Consider the following 24,690-nt stretch of genomic DNA (forward strand, 5'->3'; position numbering starts at 1 on the left):
AGCTCAATAAAGGTGCTCTTCAGGTATAGACAAAATAAACCTAAATAACCATTATTTTGTCAACAATCGGTCAGGGAATAAGAATAAATGATTATCATCAGCTTGTTGAATTAAGGTGTTTGTGACAAAAATAAGCCATAATTCTAGCAATAATAAAGCCACTTATTAATCCGCCAGTATTCGCAGCAAGATCTAGCCACTCACCAAAGCGGTTTACGTAAGGTTGAATTAATTCAATTGCGCCGCTCCAACAAAAGAAAAAAATAGCTATCCATTGCCAGTGTCTGGGTTTAACAAAACCTACGGCAAACATTAATGCAGCATAAGCAATAAAGTGATGGGTTTTATCTGTTCCGACAACTACTGGTAACTCAGCTTGGGGCGTTAGAGATAAGACGGTAATTAAAGCTAGTATAAGTAGGCTAATTAATTTCCAATACGAATGAAAAAAGTGGTTTATGCGCGACATGGTAGCAAGTCTCGGTATAAATTATTTTATAAATTATACCGCTGCTACTCTTTGATAACAACGACGATAGTAGCGTATTGATGTTAAATACGGCGAGGGCAATGGAGGTCAGGCTTACTTACACCTGTGTTAATTATAATTGAATAGAGTATGGCAATGGCTACATTCTATGATAATGATTGCTTTTATATTATTAATAAAGCTGGATAACCCATGGCTAAAGTTCATATATCACAACTGTTTCATACCTTTCAACGTGCACTACCTGTTATGGTTGCAGGTGAGGCGATAGAAGCGAGAACATTTAAAAAAGACCGCGGTATTGTGGTGCTAAAACAAGATGTCGATCATTTTGTATTTAATCAATTTGGTTTCGATAATAAAACACTGACTCTTGATAGCACTAGCTTACTTAAGCAGCTAAAAAAGTCGATAGCAAAAGAGTTTCCGCGTAGCAATATGGCGTGGATTGTACATTTTGATGGTGTGGCCTCGATTGAAGCATTAGGTTCTGATTATCATTCACAGCCAAGTCTTTTTTAGTTATGTCCTATGTTTGATGATAAAGGCAGTATTTTCGATATAAATACTGCCTTTTTAATAATAGTATTAGCGTAGTGTACTAATCGTTGTTTGTAATTGTTGATGTAATTCTGCATTAGTTACCTTTCCTGTAACAAGGTCAAAATTATCGTAGAAACTAGGAATTGATAATGACGCTTTTACTTCACCTGCAAAATAGGGAGCAGAGCTAACTGCCGTTGTTAATACCGTATTTGCGCCACCTGGGCCAGGTGATGTCGCCAGTAATACCATCGGTTTATTTTGATATACTTTAGGTTCAATGCGTGATGCCCAATCAAACAAGTTTTTATAGGCGGCAGTATATGAACCATTATGTTCTGCAAAAGATATAATTATTGCATCAGCTTGAGCGATACGATCTAAAAAATCTTGTGCTAATGATGGAATACCTGATTCTGTTTCACGATCAATACTATAAAGTGGCATTTCAAAATCATTAATATCTAATAAATCAATTTCAGCTCCTGCAACTAATGATGCTGCATATGTTGCAAGGTGCTTATTAATTGATTGGCGACTGCTACTAGCTGCAAAAGTAAGTAATTTCATGTTTAATTCCTAATTATAATCTTTGATTCGATATATTGATTGGTTAATAACGATACCTTGTTAGTGTTGTTCCAGTGTATATTGACAGTCTAAATTAATTAATAGACCAAAAGTGTTTTAACTGTTTCCATATGACTAATAATAAATTATTTGATGGTATTATTATTTTTGTTCAAGTTATTAAAAGTGGTGGCTTCGGTGCAGCAGCTGAGGTGCTAGGGCATTCAAACTCACATATTAGTAAAGAAATAAATAAATTAGAAACGCGCTTGGGAGTAAGGTTGCTTAATCGCACTACGCGTTCAGTAGCGCTTACTCCTGAAGGTGAAGTGTATTATCAAGAGTGCGTACACTTGATAACGGATGCTGAGCAGGCGTTGGGGCTAATTTCGCAAGATAGCCTAAATCCAAAGGGGATACTTAAAATAAGCTGCCCGGTATGGTTAGGGACTCAATATTTGCAACAGGCATTTAGTGACTATTTATCCCTGTATCCTGATATGCAGTTAGATATTGATTTAAATGATAAAACGGTAGATGTTGTTGCCGATGGTTATGATCTTGCTATTCGCGCATCAGTCGCATTAACTGAATCAAGTATTATTTGTAAACGTCTTTTTAGTAGCAAAATATACACAGTGGCGGCACCTTCTTATTTGCGACAATTTGGTACTCCTGAGCATCCATCTGAACTTATTCATCATCATTGCTTATGTTATAGCAATTTGAAGAAGTCTAATCGTTGGCAATATAGCAATGCTGATGGCAACACTTTTAATGTTGATGTTCAGCAAAAGTTACGCTGTAATAATACGCCGATGATGGTTGCGATGACGGTTAATGGAGCAGGTATTTGTCATGTGCCTGCATTTTATATTGAAGCACAATTGCAAAGTGGTGAGTTAACGGTATTACTCACTGAGTTTGATAGTACACTAGTAAATGTGTACGTTGTGTATCCTAGTCGCAAACATTTATCTGCAAAAGTGAGACGATTTATTGACTTATTAGAGCTCATAATGAGCAAGTAGATGTTTTTTGAATCTATTGTCGTACAATTTTACATTTTTAGTCTTTTGTTTTTATGTTTTAGTGATATTTTCTAGAAAAATAGTTTTTAGGAAATGGATAACCACTATGAATAATGAAATTCGCCTTCGTGCTTTAGAACAAACAGATTTACGTTTTATTCACCAATTAAATAATAACCGTGCCATTATGTCATATTGGTTTGAAGAACCGTATGAGTCATTCTATGAGTTGGAAGAACTTTACCGTAAGCATATTCATGACAGCACTGAGCGTCGTTTTATTGCAGAAAACAATGAAAAAGAATCGATTGGGCTAGTTGAATTAGTAGAAATAAATAGCATTCATCGTAGTGCTGAATTTCAGATTATTATTGCTCCTGACTTTCAAGGCTGCGGTTATGCACGTGCATTAATTAATCGTGCTTTGAACTATGCATTTACGATTTTGAATTTACATAAAGTGTATTTACATGTAGCAACAGAAAACGAAAAAGCGATTCACTTATATGAAGAGTGTGGCTTTATTGAAGAAGGCCATTTAGTGAAGGAAATCTTCATTAATGGGCAATACACAGACGTTAAGCGTATGTACATGCTACAAGATCAATATATCGCTAGTCGTAATAAATAATAAAATGACCCTGACAGTGCAATACTGTCAGGGTGATAGCTGCTTAACGAACGATTAATGCTTCAAGTTCAGGAGTATTACTCAGATTACCCATTTGTGGGTCTGAGCAGGCTTGGTAATTGTGTCTATGTTGTTGTTCAACTCGGCCAGCCGCTTGTAAGCTAAAATTAGGTTGTTGTTTTAATGTGATTGTGACGTCATACCAGCAATGCTTATTTAACTTCAGTTCTATATGCTCTGTTTTTCCTGCCTTAATACGATGCTTTTCGGTTTTATTTCCATAACTGTTATCTTTTACAACAATGATGGTATCTTGATCACTTGGATTTATAATCTTAACGGCTAAATGTGGACGCTGTTTATGGCCTCGAAGTGCTTTGTGACGAATTTCTATCAATGGTAATTCTTGATGATCGCTGGTATTGGCTTTTATATGGCGAATAAAACCATTGGGGCCAAAAGTCATTAAATCAATATCGGTATTTTTACCCACAGACCATTTATCCGATACGATAGGTTTTAGCGGATTTCCGTTTTTACGCATTACCGTATAATTACGAGGCATTGTTAAGTCGATATCATTTTCGTCAATCATGATACTATTGTTGCTTGGTACGTAGTTATATGTTTGATAAACAATCGATTTTTTACCGTTATTTTTATATTCAAATAGAACAGCTTGTGATTTTATTTGAATATCAACTTGCGGTGAGTAAGGTAAATCACACGAAGGGCGAACATAGTGATCTACTGCTGGAAGGCCGACTAAATTAGATTGAGGAATATTAGGTTCACCATGATCTTCATTCCATTGATCTGCTTCGGCTCGATAAGCATTTGCAGTCTTTATATCTGTTACTACCTCATCGGGAATATCAACCGTTGCATCTTTTTTTTCAAAGTCAAAACACGACATTAAATTACCACAGACTTCGCGTCGCCACGGTGAAATATTGTCTTCTCGAACCCCAGTAAACTGCTCTAAAAATTGTAATACTGATGTATGATCAAAGAGTTCAGAGTTAACATTTCCCCCCGTACTCCAAGGCGAAATAATGTAGGTTGGTACGCGTGGCCCAAGTCCGTGGGAAGCATTATGGATAAACTCTTTACCTGCTCCTCCTGGATATGCGGTGTCATAATAATATTCACCATCTGTTTTAATATTGCTTTTGCCATATTGGTTACCCTGAGGATCGCGGTGAGGTACTGAAGGAGGCGGCATATGATCAAATAAACCATCATTTTCATCAAAGGTAATAATAAATACTGTTTTCGCCCAAACATCAGGATCGGAGGTAAGAATATCAAGCACTTTAGCGGTATATGCTGCACCTTGAAGTGGACACGATGGTCCAGGATGCTCTGAGTACTCTTTTTCACATACAATCCAACTGACCTGTGGTAAACCTTCACTACTGTTATATTGATCTTCAAATATTTCTATTGATAGACGATTATCTGTACCAATACCTTTTTGATAGAGTGGATGTTGGCGATCTTTATAATGCAGTTTGCGGAAGGATTTAAATCCGTGTAATGGATTATCGGTATAATTATTATCGATATTTTGAAATAGGCGCCATGAAACACCAGCGTCTTCTAATCGCTCCGGATAGGTTTTCCACCGAAAAGCGTCTTCCATATCATAATGATAATTTTCTTTATCACTAAGATTTTTATCGTGATGAAAATCTTCATTGGCATTGGTCAAAACTGGCCCACCACGTTTACCATAAGCATCATTAGTTCCAGTCCAAAACATGACACGATTGGGGTTTGTGCCAGTATGTAAACTACAATGATATGCATCACAAAGTGTAAAGTTGTTAGCTAATGCAAATTGAAACGCTAACTCTTGTTCGCAAAAATAACCCATAGTGCGATCACTTTTTTGTGGTAACCACTGATCCATTTTTCCATGGTTATAAGCCTGTTGAGCATTATCATAGAAGTGTGGTGTGCCACCAAAGCGCTCATAGCCAATATTTTCTGAGGTATTAAAATACCAAGGTAAAAGTTCGCTGACATAATTGCCAACTTTTGGATCGGGGGTTTCATTAAATTGTTGCCATACATAAGAGCCATTAGGTTGTTTTAATGGAAATCGATCCCCAAAGCCACGAATGCCAGGCAAAGTACCAAAATAATGGTCAAAGGCTCGGTTTTCTTGCATCAAAATAACTACGTGTTCAACATCTTTAATACTGCCATGGTGACGATTAGCAGGAATGGATAAGGCTTTTTCTATACTTGCAAATACATTTGAAGAGCTGGAAATAGCTGCGGCACCAGCGGCGGTAATGGCTGTTGTCTTAATAAATGAACGACGACTGTTACTGATCATTGGTATTCCTTACGCATACTGTTATTAATAAATAAGTTAATTGCAGTATGCGTAATGAGTATGTCAGCTTTGTTTGATTAACATGTTAGTTTTATTACGTATAAAAAATAGTATTGATTAATTGTGTTATCTATACAGTTTCTTGATGAGAATTGCTTATTAATCGTGTCGGTTGCCATAATTGTTTTTTTTCCATGACTTTTGAAAAGATAGGATCCTGATAATGCTGTTCTAACCAAACTTTTAATTTAGGGTAGGGAGCATGGCGAAACCATTGTCTTTCAACATGCGAAAATTGGCGAATAAATGGTAAAATGGCATAGTCAGCGAGACTTGGTTTATCGCACATAAAAAAGCTGTGTTTTTCTAGTCGTAATTCAAGATCATCAAGGAATGACTGGCATAAGTTTCGATAGATAGCGACATCGGGATTGTGATAGCGAATATCAGCTTTATAGTGCTCTAGTGCTGCAATGTATTTACAGTCATTACGGGCGATGAGGTTGAGCATATCAGTAAACAGATGGCTGCTATCGGCTAATAATAGATTTTGTGGATCATGCTGGTTCAGTGCCCAAACCATGATCGTTAAGCTTTCGTCAATATAATCGCCATTACCTAATACTAATAGCGGAACAGTGCCTTTATGAGTAATGGCAAGCATTTCTGCTGGTTTGTTTTTTAGTGAAATATCACGTATTTCTACATTTTGTTCAGCAAGGCGTAGACCTAAGCGTGCCCGAATAGCATAGGGGCATTGCCGTAGCGTATAGAGTATAGGTTGTGTCATTCATCCCTCCGAAAGATTCTGTCCTTTAATATAATTAAGTTTAGTGCAAATATTAATAAAGAAGACATTAGCCCCATTCTTCGTTGTATTGCTACTTAATATAACGATAATAATTCTATTTGTAATAGTGAAGCTATGGGTATATTAGATATAGAGTTTACAAATATTATAAAGGGATATTATGAGTGATTTATCTATAAGCGATGTACTTGAACAGCGTCGCCAGCAGCAATATCAGGCGTTCATGCATCAGCCAATGCCAACCGCTGAGATGCGAATTGCTGATTTGAAGATATTAAAACAATTAATTACCCAGCATCAACAACAGATTTGCCAAGCAATTGCAGCTGATTTTGGCTGTCGATCTGCAAGTGAGACGGCATTATTAGAAATATTTACTTCGTTAGAATCTCTTAATGACGCTATCAAGCAGGTTAAAAGATGGATGAAGCCTCAGCGTCGACATACTTCTTTATGGTTTCAACCGGCTAAAAATAGGCTTATCCCACAGCCTTTAGGCGTGGTTGGCATTATTGTGCCATGGAATTACCCTTTATTTTTAACCATTGCACCGATGGTCGCTGCATTGGCTGCGGGTAATCGAGTGATGGTTAAAATGTCAGAAAACTCTCAACATTTATGCCTGTTACTACAGCAATTATTTGCAGATGTATTTAGTGATGAAAAAATTTGCATTATTGCTGAAGAGGGACAAACGGGGATTGCTTTTTCAACGTTGGCATTTGATCACTTGATTTTTACCGGTTCGACTACCACAGGTAAAGCGGTCATGGCGGCTGCGGCAACTCATTTAGTACCCGTTACGCTAGAGCTTGGCGGTAAGTCACCAGTTATTCTAGCTGATGATTACGATGTGCATAAGGCTTTGACGAGAATACTTGGTGGTAAAGTATATAACAGCGGCCAAACTTGTGTTGCTCCTGATTATCTACTGATCCCTGAAGGGTTAGAAAGTGAGCTTATTAAACAATCACAAGCAATAATGGCGCTGCGGTTCAGTGATATTCAACATCCTGATTACACTTCAATTATTGATGATGCTTCTTTCTCCCGCTTGTGTGATACCGTCGAAGATGCCGTTGAGCAGGGAGCAAAGGTGATTAATTTGATCCCTCATTCTGAACCTGACTCAAAACAACGTAAATTTCCATTGCAGCTTGTTTGTCAGCCAACAGACTCGATGACGGTGATGCAGCGGGAAATTTTTGGGCCTATATTACCGGTCGTGACTTATAAAACGCTCCAACAAGCATTAGATTATATTAATGCGAGAGAGCGACCATTAGCGCTGTATTTGTTCAGTAATGACAAAGCAGTTCAGCAGCAAGTATTAAACCAAACTCGTTCAGGTGGGGTTGCGTTGAACGATGTTATGTTACACGTTGCGCAAGAGGATTTGCCTTTTGGTGGTGTCGGGCACAGTGGTATGGGGCATTACCATGGTCGTGATGGCTTTGAACGGTTATCAAAAATGCGTCCAGTGATGTACCAAGCGGCTTTAAGCTCAACTAAGTACCTTTATGCGCCTTATGGACAAATAGGTAAGCGATTAATTAACTTTATTATAAATAGAAAGCTATCTCGTTATGAATAATGAAATAATAATTACATATGTAGGGTTCTGGCAGCGGGTGTTAGCTAGTTTGATTGATACCGCTATTTTAGCCTTGATTAGTGCACCGTTAATGTATTTAGTCTACGGTGAAATGCACCCTCAAACTGATACGTTTATCATTGGACCTATGGATGTCATTATTAATTATATATTACCGTTTGTAGGCGTGATTTTATTTTGGATTTATAAATCAGCCACGCCTGGGAAAATGGTGATCAAAGCACAGATCGTTGATGCTAAAACAGGCAATAAGCCAACAGTGAAACAATCAGTGATACGTTATTTAGGCTACTTTGTGTCAACCATTCCTTTAGGACTTGGTTTAATGTGGGTTGGTTGGGATAAAAGAAAGCAAGGTTGGCATGATAAATTAGCCAATACCATTGTCGTTAAACGGTATAAATAAAACAGTATTAAAAATACAAGAAAGCCGCTGTTGATCGTTTCAACAGCGGCTTTCTTTATTCTCAAATACAGTCAGAATTACTTCTTAGTGTAAGCTGAGATGATCACCATTTGCACACCGTCGGCACGGCCTTGGATGTGAAGTGGGTTATCAGTCAAGCTGATGTTACGTACTGGCGTACCACGCTTGATAACCATACTTGAACCTTTAACTGGTAGATCTTTAATGATAGTTACGCTATCACCAGCTTGAAGGATGGCACCGTTTGCATCACGGGTAGGGATTGAAGCTTGTTCTTCTTCAACAAGACCTTTTTCAGCCCATTCTTTAACGTCATCTTCTACATACATCATGTCAACGAGATCCATTGCCCAATCAGTTTTAGTCGAAAGACGCTTAAGTTGGCGATATACCATAACTTGAACAGCAGGAACTTGACTCCACATGGTGTCGTTTAGACAACGCCAATGGTTTTCGTCAGTTGTTTCTGGATTTTCAAGCTGACCACGGCAAGTATCACAAAGTAGTACACAACAACCCGCGCTCTTGTCTTCAGAAGCAGGAACAGCGTATACCGCTAGATTGTTTTCAGAAGAACATAGCTCACATTTTGATTCACTACGCGTTTTTAATGCTTGTTCGATAGTCATGGGAATTGTCCATTGATTTATTGTGCCAATATTATGCCGTTCTATTGTACAGAATAAAAGTAAACTAGTCCCTGAACACGAAATTTATAGTACAACAGACTGTTTAATATCCATTCGGCTTTATTTTGTTAACTCGGTTGTATCAGTAAATAATCATTTTTAACTATTAAGTTACGTAACTTACGATAACTTTTGATATGGAAACTGCGTGATAAAACAATTTGTATGCTGGTGGCATTTGCATTTACATAAAAAAAACGAGTCTTATCGCAGCGTATTAGTTTCGATCTGCAGCTGATAAATGAGAAGGGTAAGCTACAGCAATGATGACTCTGGTAAAGGAAAACAAGGATGTTTTTGTATAAATATAGTACGTTAATGCTAGCGATTACAGTAAGTGTGATAACTCCTGTATGCGCATCCACAGATGTAGCAATGTTGTCTAATACTGTTTCACCGTATGTTGTCGGTGGCGATGATGTTGATAGTAATACTCCTGCTAGTGAAAATTTTATGGCGTCACTGCGAAATAATAAAGTAGCAGAAAAGCCTTTTTGTGGTGCAACGATTATTAATGATCAGTGGGTATTAACAGCTGCTCATTGTGTGGTAACTGGGAGTGGTGAAAGTACCGTAGTGATAGCACCTTCAGATATTACCATTACGGTTGGACTAATAGATAACAGTCGACCATTAGAAAATCACATATTTTCAGCAACTCATGTAGTGGTATATCCTGACTATAGTCCTGACGCGATCATAAAAACAACCACAGAGAGTAATAACCAGGTTACAACTGAAGTTATTACTACTGTGTTAGATAATGATGTTGCGTTGATCCGCGTTAATCGTAAGTTTAGTCGTGTTGGCCAAGTTAATTTACCTACGCAAGAGCAGGCTATAGACATTGAAAAAAAATTAAACCAACAATGGAATAATAGTGATTTTCAAGGTTCGACAATACATGATAAAAATCTCAAAGTACTCGGTTGGGGAGTAACCGATCCGTCAGGAAGTAGTGACTCAGCTTCTGATACTTTGCAACAAGCAATGCTAAGCCTATTTCCTATAGATCTGTGCTATAACCGCCTTGAATCCAATGAGCATCCTGGGTTAATCATTGATAACCCAGCAAATATTACTAAATTATGTGCATTACCATCTGAGATCTCAGGCTATATAGACAACACGCCTTATGGTATTGATGCTTGTTTTGGTGATAGTGGGGGGCCAATTTTGGCTCAAGATGATAGTGGAAAATGGTTCCAAATAGGTATTGTTAGCGGTGGTATTATTGGTGAGCTAAAATGTGGATCGATGACACTACCTAGTTTTTATGCCCGTGTTGGTAACTATACTAATTGGATTGTTGATAACATAAGTAAAGTGCCAAGTAATCCAATTACGCCACCTGATTTCCTTGCTGATAAATATGATGATACTGACAGTGAAGATTGTAATGATAGTCTTTCAGCGAACAATTGTAATATAGGTAAAGATCGCGATAGTGGCGGTAGTTTTGGTTTTATTGGCTTATTATTGCTTTGCGGCGGTGTGTTTTTCAGACGTTTAAGAATTTAAATAGCATAGATGCAGTAATAAGAATGTAATTAAACCAATACTAATGATTGATTTTTTTTATATTAAAGTGGAAGTCTATTTTATCATTAGACTTCCATTTTTTTTATCTATTAAACAATGGCTTGTTTTTATATTTTTACATTTTCAATATTTATTGAACTCGTTTTTATTTTATATTAAAGGCGGTGGGTTATCGTTGATAATTTTGTGAATAGTATAAGAAATTAATGTATAAGTTACATTTAATTAACAATTGAAGTCTTTTGGGTATCGAAATAAAGTAATAAATTAGTTGATTTTTATTGCAATTAGATTTAAGAAAATGTGTTTTTTTTATTGTTTTTGTTTAATATCAGTTGGTTATGTTTGTTGTTTTCAGCTTTGAATATATGAGAAATTAATTGTATGATGTTTTATTGTTTTATCCCCAAAAACTGCGTTATCCACAGAAGCTGTGCATAACTCTGTGGGAAATGCGTTAAAGCTAGATTTGGTGCAGCCTCTGGTAAAGTCAATATATAGTTAATTGAAATTTATTAATAACGATAAATTTATTGATTTAGTTCAATGATCAAACAGAAAGCGTATTTTGTGTATTCGGCATTCAAATAAAGTTTAATATTTAAAATTTTAAATTATGAGTAAGCCTTTATTGGAATCTAAATGTTGATATTGTGTTTCTAAATATAGCAACTACAGCATTTTTTTGGGGGAGGTTTTATTCGGTAGTTGATGATATTCCATATGCGAATTTAGAAGTAAAATAGTGTGATCTATGTATTGAAATGAATGATATTTTTTTATTTTGGACGCCGAAATAATTATATTTAGCGGCTATCCATTATTGATACCGTTATTGGTAATGGCTTCATTCCTTTACAGTAGAGCGCTGTATGTCATTCTCAATTGTTCAACGTACCATTGCGGGATTTACTTTAATGCTGGTGCTTATTCTCATTGTTGGTGGGGTAAGTTATGGTAATACCGATAGAATTCACAGTCGATTACAACATGTTACTGAAGTGTCAACACCGATGGTTATTTCTGCTAGTCAGCTATTGGCGAATTTGCGAGAAAATCAATTAAAGGTGATTGATTATCAAACCACAACCAATATTAATTTATTGGCTGTAAAAAAGGTTGATGTCCAAAAAGCGGAGCATCGTTTTCGATTACTGGAACAACAAGCTCAATTATATGCCGTTGATGAGCGAGCACAAACTGAATTAGCTGCGGCATTATTGGTCGCTAATGCGTTTTTTGCATCATCGAATACTGCGATTGAACGTTATAATCAGTGGTTAGCCGTTAAGCGTCAGCATCAAAGGTTAAATCTTGAATTCATTCATCTTGAAGATACCTACCAATCGGCAGCCAATCTGCTTATTCAAAGTGCTAGCCATAAGCGATCGTTACGCAATCGTGCTGAACTGATTACCAGTGGTATTAGCCGTGATTTAAAAAATGTTCGTCGAGCTACTCCACAAACTGATCTTAAGACATTATCTGCAGTATTAACCAAAGATATTGAAATGGCTAAGCAGGGGATTACACGCATCGATGTGGCAAAAGATGTTAAAGCGCGTTATAGCAAAAACTTAAATCGAGTTTATGAACTTACGTTGGGTGATAATAGTATGCTGGCTGTGATGGAAAAACAGCACACTTTAGCAACCCAACTGGCTGATTTAAATGAAAAATCAAATCAACAAGTTACAGCGACTCAGCGGGCATTAACTGACTATATGGCTTATGCTCAAGCGAATGCTAAAGCAAGCCAACAAGCGGCGGATGAAGCGGCTAATCAAGCCACATTGAGCATTATTATTGCTGCGGTTATCTCTGCTGTTATTGCATTAGTTGTCGCTATAACGACAGCTAAAAGTATCCATACGCCATTAGTACGAATTAATTCAGTGCTTAAGAAAATGACAGCAGGCGATATGACTCAACGGACTAATTATCGCTCGCGATGTGAGTTTGGCGCATTATCTCGTTCAATTGATCAATTATCGGCGAGCATGACAGAGATATTAACCCAAATAAATGTTGGTTCAGCACATTTGGTATCCGAAGCGACAAAAACAGCAGCGACCAGTGAAAAAGCCATGAATCGAGTTGAAGACCAAAAATCTCGTACCGATCAAGTTGCTGCTGCAATCTCAGAATTAGAAGTGAGTGCCAAAGAAATTTCGCGTTCAACAGAGCAAACTGTTGAAGAAGTTAATGAAGTTAACCAAGCTGCGCAGCAAGGACGAGAGTTGGTATTAACCAGTCGTACTATTACTGAACAACTCGCTACTGAGATGACAGAAGCGGTTGCTATTACTCAAAAATTGTCTGAATTCTCTAATAACATTGGCAGTATTCTAGACGTTATTCGTGGTATTGCTGAGCAAACTAATTTACTCGCTCTTAATGCTGCAATTGAAGCAGCGCGAGCAGGGGATCAAGGTCGAGGTTTTGCCGTTGTGGCTGATGAAGTGAGGGCTCTCGCCAATCGTACTCAACAATCAACGGAAGAAATTCAGCATATGATCACTAACTTGCAGAAAAATACCTTACAGGTATCGCAAGTAATGACACGCTCGCAAACTCAGACTGAGCAATGTGTTGAACAAGCCCGTTCTACGGATATTGCTCTACAGACTATTGTTGAGCGAATGCATCTTATTTTAGATATGGCGATACAAGTAGCACACGCAACAGAAGAACAAATTTCTGTTAGCCAAGATGTGTCTGAACATATTAATGGTATAGCTGCGGTGGCATATAACGCAGAAAGTGAAGCAAGAGAATCCTCACAAAGCAGTGAAGCGTTATCGCAACTGGCTGCTCAACAACGTCAATTGATTGAACGTTTTAAGGTCTAATTATGTCATTTTTATCTTTTTATCAGTGCTCAGGTTCTCGATTTTATTCTGTCATTAAAATGATCTGTGGTGGAGTATTCTTAGTGCCTAGCTTAGTTATGGCTAACCCTGAACCTATTCGGGGAGAGGTGGTTATTGATTCATGGCGTAATGATAATACCATTTGGGATAAAACAATTATTCCAGCGTTTAATAAACATTATCCCAATATAAAAGTAACGTACCGATCCCCTGCCGATCCATCGACCTTTAATAAACAGTTAGATAATGATCTCGCTCAAGGTAGTGCCGGTGATTTGATCGCGTGTCGTCCATTTGATGGCTCATTAGCGTTATTTGAGCAAGGACATTTTAGTGATATTACCGAAATGCAAGGGATGGAAAATTTTCCTAGTTTTGCTTTAGGTCCGTGGCAAACTGATTCAGGCGCCCAAACCTTTTGTTTGCCGATGGCATCAGTTATTCATGGTTTTTTTTACAATAAGACCATTTTTTCTGACTTAAATCTTCAGGTACCAACAACAACATCTGAATTTAAACAAGTGCTTGAAAAGATAAAGTCCAGTCAACGTTATGTGCCGATTGCATTAGGAACTAAAGATAAATGGGAAGCTGCGACAATGGGCTTTCAAAATATCGGACCTAATTACTGGCAAGGTGAAGATGGACGTTTAGGATTGATTCAAGCGCAACAACGTTTTACTGACGTGTCATATCTTAACGTGTATCGTGCATTAGCAAGTTGGACGCCGTATTTAGGCACTAATTACACTCAACGTAGTTATGCTAACGCTATTGAGTTGTTTAAAAGTGGTAAAGCCGCTATTTACCCAACGGGGTCATGGGATATTTCCACCTTTGAGAACAGTGTTGATTTTGGTGTGTTTTCACCGCCTGTAGTAAATAAGGGGGATGAATGTTACATCAGTGATCATACTGATTTAGGTATGGGGCTAAATACCAAATCAGAAAAAAATGCTGCAGCAATAGCATTTTTACAGTGGATGACAACCGCTGAGTTTGCTGAATTATTAACGAATGGTATTCCCGGTTTTTTCTCATTATCAAATCACTTTTTTGATGTTACTCATCCGATAGCGAATGAAATGATGGCATGGCGTAATAGCTGTGATTCAACTATTCGTAATTCAGCCCAAATACTTTCTCGTGGTAAACCTGATTTTGAACAGCAATTATGGGAAACCAGTGCTGGAGTATTAAATGGTACTATGACGCCAGAAGAAGCAGTTACAGTAGTGCAAACGGGATTAAATAGTTGGTATCAACCACAGCGAGATGTCAAAACATTAGCTGAAATGTGTCAAGCCATGGCTCCAATATCCAATCAAGCTCAATAATAATTAACAATATATTGTAGTTAGATCATCCCAAAATGTGTCAATAGTCACATGATCAATCAGACTAATAGTGTGAATGATCATGTGGTTGTTGATGCATGGTTGATATATACATATTAAGCATATTATTATGCGATGTTTTCTTTTTAGGTGATTGATTGTGTCGAAAATATTAGTTGTTGATGATGATGTTCAGTTGTGTGAATTGCTGACCGAAGTGCTAGAAGATGAAGGTCATGATGTCAGTTGTGTTCATTGTGGTGAATCAGCAATTGAGTATTTGCAAAATAAAGGTGTCGACTTAGTATTACTCGATGTCATGTTGCCGAATTTGGATGGTATGCAAGTCGCGCGTCGCATTTGTCAGAGATTTGCAACCCCGATCTTAATGTTAACTGCATTAGGTGACGAAGAGACGATGCTTGATGGTTTGCAAGCTGGTGCCGATCATTTTATTACCAAGCCGTTTAAAGTCCCTGAATTGCTAACACGTATTAGTGCGATTTTACGTCGTGTTGGTCTTGAGCATCAGCGACATATGATTCGATCTGGTGAAGAGAATATGGCGGCTGAAATGTCACGTTTGCCATTAACCAGTACTGAAGCCGAATTGTTAGAATACTTAATTAAGCATGGTGGCATAGTGGTATCAAAAGCGGAACTCCAACAGCAAGTGCTTAAAAAAGAACTTAGTCCATTTGATCGTAATCTTGATATGCATATCAGCAATATACGCCGTAAAATTGTGCTAGCTGGAATGTCTAAGTTACATATAAAAACCGTTCGTGGTAGAGGATATAGTTACACCGAAAACGTTAATAATTAATGAAAGGATCATGTTGTGGAAAGCCTCTCTCAGCGTAAAGCGTGGTATAAACCGCATCAGCAGCATGGTCTGGTTGTGCGTCTTTTTTCGTATTTTACTGTTAGTTTGTTATTAATATTATTGCTGCAAAACTTAGCTGAAATAGCATTAGTTAAGACAATGCTGCATGTGCCTAAGAAAGTTCAACAAAATATGCTTGTTATGGCAGAACAAGCCCAACAACTCATTGATAATGGAGATAGGCAACAATTAGGCCTATGGGAAAAACAGCAGCCTTATTATTTATTTGTGTTAGATAAGGATCAACATGAAATGGGGGATAGGAAAATGCACCCTCATTTTGCATTTAAACTTAATTATGCACGTGGAATTAACACTCTTTTAGACTCGCGTGTTAATCAGCCGATTTTTGCTATTCCATTAAAAGATGGCAATCAATTGATGGTACAGCTGCCACATCAACTACATCCTGCTAAATACTTTTCATTTTATTTTGGTTTGATTCAAGTAGTGATTGCCGTCTTAATTTTGTTTATGTTTTCATTTCTTATTGCGCGTTATTTACAACGGCCATTAAATACATTGCGAGAGGCGAGTCGTAGCCTTGCCAATGGCGATTTTTCAGTAAGAGTCGCGAATACAGTTAGTGATAGTACTATTGAGTTTAAATCACTAGCGACTGATTTCGATGAAATGGCGAAGCAGATCCAAATATTGTCTGAACGTCAGCGTCGCCTGATTCGTGATGTATCACATGAACTACGGACACCGTTAGCGCGCCACAACTTATCATTGCACCTAATGAGAAAACGAGTAGAGCCTGAGCATCAACACCTTGTTGACCGATTGGAACGTGAATCTGAAGAAATGAATCAATTAGTTAATGAAATTTTAGAGTTTAATCAATTACAAAATACAACTGAAAACGTCAATTTGACGCCGATTGATGTTGAGAGTTTATGCTTAACTACAGTTGCTAATATTGAAACTTTACTTGGGAAACATCAAACATTCACCACCGATATTGATAACAATATGCCATTAGTGATTGGAGATAGTCGACTAATTGTACGTGCTGTGAACAATTTATTAGGCAACGCTATTAAATATGCAGGCGAAGAGGCTCATATTCATTTGATTTCGGCGCTGGTGGTCATTGATGGTCAAGAGTTTGTACAGTTAAGCGTCGAGGATAATGGTCATGGTATCGCTGAACAACATCTAAAGCGTATTTTTGATCCTTTTACACGTATTGAAGGTGCACGAGATAAACAATCAGGTGGATATGGACTTGGTTTAGCCATTGTCAAAGAAGCAATGGTAGTAATGAATGGCAGCGTTAATGCTGAAAATCGTCAGCCTCAAGGATTGTCTATCCAACTATTGTTACCAATAATGAATAAATAAGAACAATAGTTAAATAACTATTGTTTATGGAATAGGATTAATAAGACAGATTTTTAGATAAAGTAGATTAAAATTGTCGATATTAATCTACTTTATCGATTGTGTGTGTGATTGTTATCCACTTTGTTATTGTTTTATAAATTTATGTTGTTAATGTTATCTATTTAGCTGTTTTTTGCTATTAACAAGGTGATACATACTTACACATCATATTGATTTGAATCAACTAACGTGTTTGTTTTATGATTTAGCTGTTTGAATTATTCTGTAAGCGTATATATTGCGCGCGAGGAAGTTTTCAAAAGAGTAATATCATGATTAATAAGAAATATATAAAAAAAGCAATTGTGAGTGCTGTAGCGTTAGGTATCGTTGGTTATGGTGCAATTGTATATGCTGTACATAAAGAAGATGTCAACTTAGCCAATAAGCGCTTAGATGCTTTATCATTGCATAATATCGATGATCTTTCGGCACAAGCTATGCGATTGTTAGCAGAAAAAGGCTGTGCCGACTGTCATACACTTAATAGCCCATTGCCGTTTTATGCGAAAGTTCCTGGTGTAAAGCAAACAATGCAAGTTGATATCGATAAGGCTAACCAATCCTTTGAGCTTGCACCGGTCGTACAAGCAGTTGAACATCATCAAGCAGTGAGTCAAGTTGCTCTTGCCAAATTAGAGTTTGTTATTGATAACAACTCAATGCCAATTCCTAAATATTTAGCTATACACTGGCCATCAGGCTACCTTAATAGTAGTGATAGACAGCTATTGCTAGATTGGATTATGCATCAACGTCAGCAATATTATCCAAATCCAACTGCAGCGCCACAATTTAAGAATTTGGCTATTCAGCCTATTCATACCGTATTTAAAACAGATCCTGCTAAAGTTGCCTTAGGTTTATCGCTTTACAATAATATTCACTTATCAGCTAATAATAAGTATGCCTGCTCTAGTTGTCATTCTATCCATACGGGGGGTACAGATAACTTACCGACCAGTTTAGGTATTAATAATCTAGATGATCCGATGAATGCTCCAACAGTGTATGACTCTGCATTTAATATGAGTCAATTCTGGAATGGACGTGCTGCAGATTTAGCCGCTCAAGCTGCTGGACCTGTTTTTAACCCTGTTGAAATGGGGTCAAAGAACTGGGGTAATATCATTGCCAAGCTTAAGCAAGATCCACAATTGGTTGCACTGTTTGATAATTCTTATAAAGACGGCATGACAGGGGCGAACATTACCAATGCAATTGCTGAATATGAGAAAACACTGATCACGCCTAACAGTCGTTTTGACCAATACTTAGAAGGTAATTTAAGCGCGTTAACACCACAAGAAATTGAAGGCTTTAAGCTGTTCTTAAAAACGGGGTGTCAAACTTGTCACGTCGGTCAAAGTATGGGTGGCCAGTCATACGAGAAGATGGGTGTTTATAGTAGCTTCTTTGGTGATCTTAAAGGTAAACATCTCGAGGGTGATAAAGGGCGTTATTTAGTTACTCATGATAAAAAAGATATGCATTACTTCAAAGTGCCTAATTTGCGTAATGTTGCCGTTACTGGGCCTTACTTTTCTGGTGGCCGCGCAGCAACGTTATCAGAAGCGGTTAATGCAATGGCGAAGTACCAATGTAATACTGATTTTACGCCGCAAGAAACCAAGGCGATGGTTGCTTATTTAAAAACACTGACTGGTGAATATCAGGGTAAGAAATTAACTAATCCTAATTGTCATGATGTCAATGGCCAACAAGTGTGTGGCAGCGCGAAAGATCAAGTCTGGCAGCAAGTAACAGGGCGTAAACTACCGACTGAAACACAAGCTTAATTACATCTAGTATTTATTAAGTGCAAAGGCCGCCATTATTGGCGGTTTTTTTTGTATGGGTACTTTCGAGTTTCTACGACCTCGAAAGAATGAAGACAAGAGACCGTTATTCTGAGAGCGAAAAGTATTTAGATAGTGAATATTTCATTTTCAATTACGATCACACATTTGTAATCTGAAAATTATAGAAAGGTTTTTTTAACGTAATATACAATTCAAAAGTAAATGAAAGGTGTGTTATGAAAGTTAAATTATTTGCGTTAGTGTGCGCTACTGTTTTTTCTTACTCAGTATTAGCCACTGAAAATAAAAGTTTAGATCCAGTAAAATTAATTAATCAACAAGGAACATTAATTTATTCAGATAGTTTTGATAATCAATTATCACAATGGGTTATTGAAAAAATTGATACTTCTGTTGTTGATATTAAGCAAGGTGAAATGGATATAAATGATGATGGTGGCACTACTGTCTGGTTTAAACACAGTATTGCAGCACCATCTGTGATTGAATTTGAAGGAAAAGTCGTTGTTGCTGGTGGAAAAAATGATCGCGGTACAGATTTAAATTTCTTTTGGATGGCACAAGAGCCGGGTAGTACTGATTTTTTTGCTAAATCTAAATGGCGCGGTGGTGATATGCGTAAGTATGATCCTATGCAGCTTTATTATATTGGTTACGGAGCTAATGATAATAGCACAACACGTTTTCGCCGTTATCCAGGAGATGGGACACGCCCTTTATTGCCGCAATATGATGTTATAGATCAAGTGTTTATGAATGTACCGAATACTCATACAAAAATCCAAATAGTGAGTTTAAATGAGGGTACTTTTGTTTACGCAAATGGTAAGAAATTGTATTTTATTGACGGTGAAAAAGAATTTAATAAGGGCTATTTTGGCTTTAGAACGTGGAAGAGCCATGTGGCAATAGATAATTTTAAAGTATATTCTTTAGCGATGTTGTAACTTTGTATTATTAAAAGTGATGATTAATGATCGATATCATCACTTTTTATTTTATGCGCTAATTTGTTGAGTTCTTCGTAACGAAGATCACCAAACCCTATAATTCCCTCCATCTCAGTTTGAATTAAATTAAGCAGAATCTCTCGTTCATGATCTGTTAATGTAATTTCCATTGTTATAGATTCCTCTTTTAACATGTAATAGCCGCGATATACTTTCTCGAATACATTTAGTTTTATTCTAGTACAGCAGTGCTATTCTGCTACTTGTTAAAAAGAGACCCTAACGTTAATTGCTTACAGTATTGTCGTAATAGGTGACTTCTTTAGTTCTTGTTATGCGTATACAATAGCTAATCAAAGGCACTGTGCCTCAAAGGAATTGACTATGTTGTGGTTTTTAATGGTAACGTTGCCGCTAGTGTTAGCTGGCATTCATAAATTACTCTTAGTATTAGGCGTGTATCCGCGTAATAACAGTGTGTTTATTATTCCTATTATTATTATCTGCTACTGCATCTTCGCAGTAAGCTCTGCTTTTGATCGTGATGCCTTACCAGCAGTATTAATCGCAATCTATTATATTGTATTAACGATAATGACCGTAAGAGCTACCATGCGCCGATAAGAAGATATATTCAATATAATCAGCGTTCGTTTTATAACTGAATAGTGAAGAACATTAAAATGAAGAAACCGTATCCAGCAAAAACGATTCAAAATGTTATTAATAGCGCTATTTATCATTTAAATTTACGCGATCATAGTGAATATGAATTACGTAAAAAATTAGAAGCAAAAACAGAACAGCAAGATTGGATTGAGACTGTATTACAACAAATGAAAGACTTTGGTTATTTAAAAGATGATCTTCCATTTGCGCTACATTTTAGTGAAAGGGCTTTTTCAAACGAATACGGGCAACAATACATAAAGCAGAAATTAAAAACGAAAGGTATTCCAGAAAGTATTATTGAAGAGGCATTGGCTGAGGTTATTGAAAAAAAACAAGTTATCGAGCTAGCAATGATAAGTGACCGTTTAAATAGCTATGACGATTTCAGTCAAACAACGAAAGAGAAAATAACCAACGATCTCACTAAGCGTGGGTTTAGTTTTCAAGATATTTCAACAGCGATTGCTGAACATGCTGCGGCTGATACATTATTAAGTAAAGCAAAAATTAAAGGTATGAACGCTGATCTGACAACTGAAGTATTGAAATTAGTGCGTAAGCTCAAAGGTAGAACAGTGATTAAACAAGAGCTTAAGATGAAACATGTTGATATTACTGACCTTGAACAAGTACTTGATGAATTAACTGATGCAGGTGATATCGATTTTTATGAAAACTGCCAACTAGTATTAGCAAAAAAACGGTTTGATCTATCGAACTTTAAAGACAAAAGTAAAGCTTATGCTTATTTGTCATCAAAGGGTTACAGTCAGGATGAAATCAAAGAAGCCATGGCTGCCGCTATGTGATTAGGGTAGAAAAAAGAAAGTAAAGATATCGATAATACTAACTTTGTTTCTTATGTAACTTTCTAATGATTAATTATTCCTTTTTAGAATGTTGGCGTGGTGCTCTAAAAACAAATCATTCCGCTAATAAGCCATATTATTCATATTGTTAACAACTATTACTCAAATGATTGTGAGTTATAGTAGTGATGTTTATTATGCGGCTACAAAGGATATGTCGTTGTTTGGAATAAGAAGTGAAGAAAGAAAAATATAATAAGATTGCTAATCATATTTTCAAAGTGGAAGCTGTAAGGGTCGCTGTTTATGACGTTATCACACATAGTATGACAGCATATAGGGCCGAGATTGTTCATGGTGTAACCCCTAACACTTTGAATCGTTATGTTAAAAAGTTCAATATTGAACTAGAATATTTGCAGAGTATGGGCTTAAAAACTAAATAATATTATCAAAAGTCCAGTATCTACTGGACTTTTTGTTGTGCTAATATCTTATTTTATTTTTCTAGATCTATAACTTTACAACGTATTGATAGCATACTTACTGCTGCACTTGCTGATAAACCACGTATAAAATCGAGAGCTTTTGTTAAGTCTTGAGTTTCAATCTTTAAATTATTATTAATGCGGCCATCATTAGTCATATCGGTATTCACTACACTTGGACACAAACAACAGACCTTGATACCAAATGGAAGAAGCTCATGATAGAGCGATTGACTATAGCTAACGATCGCTGATTTTGTAGCAGAATAGGTCGCTATCTTAGGAACTGGCTCTAAACCTGCAGTTGAGCCAATATTATATATTTCACCAAAACCTTGTTGCTTCATTTTATTAGCAACTAAATTACATACTGTTATAGTTGAAAGTAAATTTATGTTTATTAATTCAGACAGTTCAGTCAGCGTTAAATTGATGCTGCCTGCTTTTAAAATACCTGCACTATTAACCAGAACATCGATATTTTTAGATGAAGTAATTATCGATGTTAGCGTTGATTCAACTTCATTGGGTTTATTAAAATCGACACTTACTGTTTTTATATTACATGATGTATATAATAGAGCTAGTTCTGATTTTGTTCGTGTAAGATTTTCCTTATTTAAGGATAGCAGAATTAATGAGTATCCTTGTTGAGCAAAGTAATGTGAAATGGTTTTTCCGATTCCTCTACTTGCTCCAGTTATTAAAGCAACTTTAGACATAAAATGATCCATTATAGTTTATGTGTATGGTTAATATGAAAGTATCATTTATCTATCCAATCTAAAAGTTGTATTCTCTGTGATTTTATATTCACGGGAGCATTATAATGGCATTAATACTATTTTTTGCATTTAATATTGTCGGTTATTTATAATGACTAATAAGACCGCAAACTTCGAGTAATACGCTTTAATAGATGCGCTTAATTGCTAAAGTCGATTTTTATTAAAATTATCTATGTAGATTAGAAAATAAATCACTTGCCCTTACTGGCGTTAATATAAAAATAATGTGCTAGTTTTATAAAAATTATATAGATGTTGTAAAAGAAGTATTGCTAGTTAGGTAATTGAGACTTATTCATCTTAAGTTAAGTTGGTTCTGTTATCGTCAATCAACTGAATGTGCTTGTTTCCCCCTTGCTGTAGTTACCATCACTAAGACTGAGTCGTCATCATGAGGGATATCACCATTGCTTTAAATGAGGTGAATATGACTAAGGTGACTCAATCGGCATCACAAATTAAATGGTTACCATGGATTGCGGGTATTGCCTTTTTTATGCAGACCTTAGATGCCACAATCATAAATACCGCTATTCCATCGTTGGCTACAAGCCTACATCAATCACCACTTGATATGCAGTTAACTATTATCAGTTATACCTTGACTGTAGCCATACTCATCCCTGTAAGTGGCTGGTTAGCCGATAAATTTGGTACACGAGTTATATTTCTATGGGCGGTGGGGTTATTTACCATCGGTTCATTAGCATGTGGTTTATCAACCACATTAGTGCAACTAGTCATTGCGCGTGTATTACAAGGGGTAGGAGGCGCAATGATGGTACCTGTAGCAAGGTTGGCATTGTTACGTTGTTACCCGCGAAAAGATTTTGTTCGCGTCTTAAATTTGGCAACAATGCCTGGTTTAGTAGGGCCAGTTGTCGGACCTTTATTAGGTGGTCTATTAGTAACTTACGCGAGTTGGCACTGGATTTTTTTGATTAATATTCCGGTTGGTATTATAGGGATATGGATAGCCAAACGTTATATGCCTAATTTTACTTCAACGGCTTCCCATTTTGATTGGCTAGGTTTTATATTATTTGGTTTGAGTTTAGTCTTTATTCTCGGTGGAATTGAATTATTTGGAAGTGGATCAATATCGCTGTTATTACCTATATTAACTTTGCTTATCGGTGTATTACTATTATTTGGTTATGGTTTGCATGCTTCTAAAAAAGAACAGCCATTAATTCCTTTATCCTTATTTAAAACCCGTACATTTAACGTTGGGATCCGCGGTAATATTTTATCGCGTTTAGGTACTGGTGCTATTCCTTATCTAGTGCCACTGATGTTACAGGTGGGAATGGGAATGTCTGCGTTATATGCTGGATGTATGATGGTACCGTTAGCGATTGGTGCTTTGCTGGGTAAATCTTTAGTTGAGAAGGTATTGCATCGGTTTGGTTATCGAAGCACGTTAGTGTTAGTTACTGTCGTTATTGGTGTTATAACCGCAGCATTTGCATTAGTGTCTAATCAGTTATCATTATGGTTTGCTGTACCGTTGTTATTTGGATTAGGTGTGGTGCGTGCAACGCAATTTACGTCGATGAATACTATTACTTTGGCTGATTTAAATGATCAAAATGCCAGTGCTGGTAATAGTGCTTTAGCCGTAACACAATTATTAGCAATCAGTCTCGGTCTTGCCGTTTGTGCTTGTATATTAAAGCTATTTAATTCATATGGATCTGGTAATGCAATGGTTCATTTTCATCAGACCTTTATTACTTTAGGGGCACTAACGGTTTTCTCTGCATTAACTTTTTTATCATTGAAAAGCGTTGATGGTGATAATTTAATAAGTAAATAACGCCTAGTTAGTCCCAGTTATTACAACACAATATTTACGTAATAGCTTACTTTCGATGTACTAATTGATGAACAGTATGATAATTGCATCTATATCAAAGATAGTATTTAGTTTATTTATTATTGTCGTACTGTGAATATAAATATTTAAGAGGGGAGAG

At 36.7% G+C, this 24,690-nt stretch carries 23 protein-coding genes; 16 read left to right on the forward strand and 7 right to left on the reverse strand.

Annotation, left to right across the window (positions count from 1 at the left end; genetic code table 11):
* Positions 1–97: 97 nt before the first annotated feature.
* Positions 98–469, reverse strand: coding sequence for a VanZ family protein (locus C0W29_RS10860; RefSeq protein WP_045041147.1), 372 nt, complete (start codon positions 467–469; stop codon positions 98–100).
* Between the two features lie 213 nt (positions 470–682).
* Between C0W29_RS10860 and C0W29_RS10865 the strand changes: the two genes are divergently transcribed.
* The gene (locus tag C0W29_RS10865; RefSeq protein ID WP_045044646.1) at positions 683–1,012 is read left to right on the forward strand and encodes a hypothetical protein; all 330 of its coding nucleotides are present in this window, start codon (positions 683–685) and stop codon (positions 1,010–1,012) included.
* Between the two features lie 66 nt (positions 1,013–1,078).
* Here the strand turns inward: C0W29_RS10865 and C0W29_RS10870 are convergent, their stop codons facing one another.
* Positions 1,079–1,603, reverse strand: coding sequence for an NADPH-dependent FMN reductase (locus C0W29_RS10870; protein ID WP_045044647.1), 525 nt, complete (start codon positions 1,601–1,603; stop codon positions 1,079–1,081).
* Between the two features lie 131 nt (positions 1,604–1,734).
* On the opposite strand from C0W29_RS10870, the gene C0W29_RS10875 reads away from it, so the two are divergent.
* Positions 1,735–2,634, forward strand: coding sequence for a LysR family transcriptional regulator (locus C0W29_RS10875; RefSeq protein ID WP_045044648.1), 900 nt, complete (start codon positions 1,735–1,737; stop codon positions 2,632–2,634).
* A gap of 106 nt (positions 2,635–2,740) precedes the next feature.
* Positions 2,741–3,265: a spermidine N1-acetyltransferase gene (speG, locus tag C0W29_RS10880; protein ID WP_036789927.1), complete on the forward strand. Its 525-nt coding sequence runs from the start codon at positions 2,741–2,743 to the stop codon at positions 3,263–3,265.
* A gap of 43 nt (positions 3,266–3,308) precedes the next feature.
* Here speG and C0W29_RS10885 read toward each other — a convergent pair whose 3' ends face one another.
* Positions 3,309–5,612: a phosphocholine-specific phospholipase C gene (locus tag C0W29_RS10885; protein ID WP_045044649.1), complete on the reverse strand. Its 2,304-nt coding sequence runs from the start codon at positions 5,610–5,612 to the stop codon at positions 3,309–3,311.
* Positions 5,613–5,742: 130 nt separating this feature from the next.
* The gene (locus C0W29_RS10890; protein ID WP_045041153.1) at positions 5,743–6,402 is read right to left on the reverse strand and encodes a glutathione S-transferase; all 660 of its coding nucleotides are present in this window, start codon (positions 6,400–6,402) and stop codon (positions 5,743–5,745) included.
* A gap of 181 nt (positions 6,403–6,583) precedes the next feature.
* Here C0W29_RS10890 and C0W29_RS10895 point away from each other — a divergent pair, with 181 nt between their 5' ends.
* Complete coding sequence (locus tag C0W29_RS10895; RefSeq protein WP_045044650.1) at positions 6,584–8,017, forward strand: coniferyl aldehyde dehydrogenase; 1,434 nt, start codon at positions 6,584–6,586, stop codon at positions 8,015–8,017.
* A complete protein-coding gene (locus C0W29_RS10900; protein ID WP_045041155.1) occupies positions 8,010–8,444 on the forward strand; it encodes an RDD family protein in 435 nt (144 codons plus the stop codon). The genes C0W29_RS10895 and C0W29_RS10900 overlap by 8 nt, the downstream gene beginning before the upstream one ends.
* A 77-nt stretch (positions 8,445–8,521) precedes the next feature.
* Here C0W29_RS10900 and C0W29_RS10905 read toward each other — a convergent pair whose 3' ends face one another.
* On the reverse strand, positions 8,522–9,094 hold the full coding sequence (locus C0W29_RS10905; protein WP_036789940.1) for a PhnA domain-containing protein: 573 nt from the start codon (positions 9,092–9,094) through the stop codon (positions 8,522–8,524).
* A 351-nt stretch (positions 9,095–9,445) separates the two neighbouring features.
* Here C0W29_RS10905 and C0W29_RS10910 point away from each other — a divergent pair, with 351 nt between their 5' ends.
* The 7 genes from C0W29_RS10910 to C0W29_RS10940 all read left to right on the forward strand — a co-directional run bounded on the left by C0W29_RS10910 (position 9,446) and on the right by C0W29_RS10940 (position 19,951).
* Positions 9,446–10,675, forward strand: a complete 1,230-nt coding sequence (locus tag C0W29_RS10910) for a trypsin-like serine protease (protein ID WP_045044651.1) — start codon at positions 9,446–9,448, stop codon at positions 10,673–10,675.
* 893 nt (positions 10,676–11,568) lie between these two features.
* The gene (locus C0W29_RS10915; RefSeq protein ID WP_045044652.1) at positions 11,569–13,548 is read left to right on the forward strand and encodes a HAMP domain-containing methyl-accepting chemotaxis protein; all 1,980 of its coding nucleotides are present in this window, start codon (positions 11,569–11,571) and stop codon (positions 13,546–13,548) included.
* Positions 13,549–13,646: 98 nt separating this feature from the next.
* The gene (locus C0W29_RS10920) at positions 13,647–14,906 is read left to right on the forward strand and encodes an ABC transporter substrate-binding protein (protein ID WP_045044835.1); all 1,260 of its coding nucleotides are present in this window, start codon (positions 13,647–13,649) and stop codon (positions 14,904–14,906) included.
* 160 nt (positions 14,907–15,066) lie between these two features.
* Positions 15,067–15,732, forward strand: coding sequence for a response regulator transcription factor (locus C0W29_RS10925; protein WP_045041158.1), 666 nt, complete (start codon positions 15,067–15,069; stop codon positions 15,730–15,732).
* 15 nt (positions 15,733–15,747) lie between these two features.
* Positions 15,748–17,139: a sensor histidine kinase gene (locus C0W29_RS10930; RefSeq protein ID WP_045044653.1), complete on the forward strand. Its 1,392-nt coding sequence runs from the start codon at positions 15,748–15,750 to the stop codon at positions 17,137–17,139.
* A 314-nt stretch (positions 17,140–17,453) separates the two neighbouring features.
* A complete protein-coding gene (locus C0W29_RS10935; RefSeq protein ID WP_054262117.1) occupies positions 17,454–18,980 on the forward strand; it encodes a cytochrome c peroxidase in 1,527 nt (508 codons plus the stop codon).
* Positions 18,981–19,219: 239 nt separating this feature from the next.
* A complete protein-coding gene (locus C0W29_RS10940; RefSeq protein ID WP_052671588.1) occupies positions 19,220–19,951 on the forward strand; it encodes a DUF6250 domain-containing protein in 732 nt (243 codons plus the stop codon).
* Between the two features lie 23 nt (positions 19,952–19,974).
* On the opposite strand, the gene C0W29_RS21635 is transcribed toward C0W29_RS10940, so the two are convergent.
* Positions 19,975–20,124, reverse strand: coding sequence for a hypothetical protein (locus C0W29_RS21635; RefSeq protein ID WP_155395113.1), 150 nt, complete (start codon positions 20,122–20,124; stop codon positions 19,975–19,977).
* Between the two features lie 214 nt (positions 20,125–20,338).
* Here C0W29_RS21635 and C0W29_RS10945 point away from each other — a divergent pair, with 214 nt between their 5' ends.
* From C0W29_RS10945 to C0W29_RS10955, 3 genes are all read left to right on the forward strand, one after another.
* Entirely contained in the window at positions 20,339–20,578 is a 240-nt protein-coding gene (locus tag C0W29_RS10945; protein ID WP_036789953.1) for a hypothetical protein, read from the forward strand.
* Between the two features lie 59 nt (positions 20,579–20,637).
* Complete coding sequence (locus C0W29_RS10950; protein WP_045044654.1) at positions 20,638–21,435, forward strand: RecX family transcriptional regulator; 798 nt, start codon at positions 20,638–20,640, stop codon at positions 21,433–21,435.
* Positions 21,436–21,671: 236 nt separating this feature from the next.
* Positions 21,672–21,881, forward strand: coding sequence for a hypothetical protein (locus C0W29_RS10955; protein WP_036789957.1), 210 nt, complete (start codon positions 21,672–21,674; stop codon positions 21,879–21,881).
* A gap of 53 nt (positions 21,882–21,934) precedes the next feature.
* Here C0W29_RS10955 and C0W29_RS10960 read toward each other — a convergent pair whose 3' ends face one another.
* Complete coding sequence (locus tag C0W29_RS10960; protein ID WP_045044655.1) at positions 21,935–22,645, reverse strand: SDR family NAD(P)-dependent oxidoreductase; 711 nt, start codon at positions 22,643–22,645, stop codon at positions 21,935–21,937.
* Positions 22,646–23,138: 493 nt separating this feature from the next.
* On the opposite strand from C0W29_RS10960, the gene mdtD reads away from it, so the two are divergent.
* Entirely contained in the window at positions 23,139–24,530 is a 1,392-nt protein-coding gene (gene mdtD, locus C0W29_RS10965; protein WP_235869016.1) for a multidrug transporter subunit MdtD, read from the forward strand.
* Positions 24,531–24,690: the final 160 nt, after the last annotated feature.

Origin of the sequence: Photobacterium kishitanii (assembly GCF_003026355.1) — a bacterium.
Lineage (GTDB): Bacteria > Pseudomonadota > Gammaproteobacteria > Enterobacterales > Vibrionaceae > Photobacterium > Photobacterium kishitanii.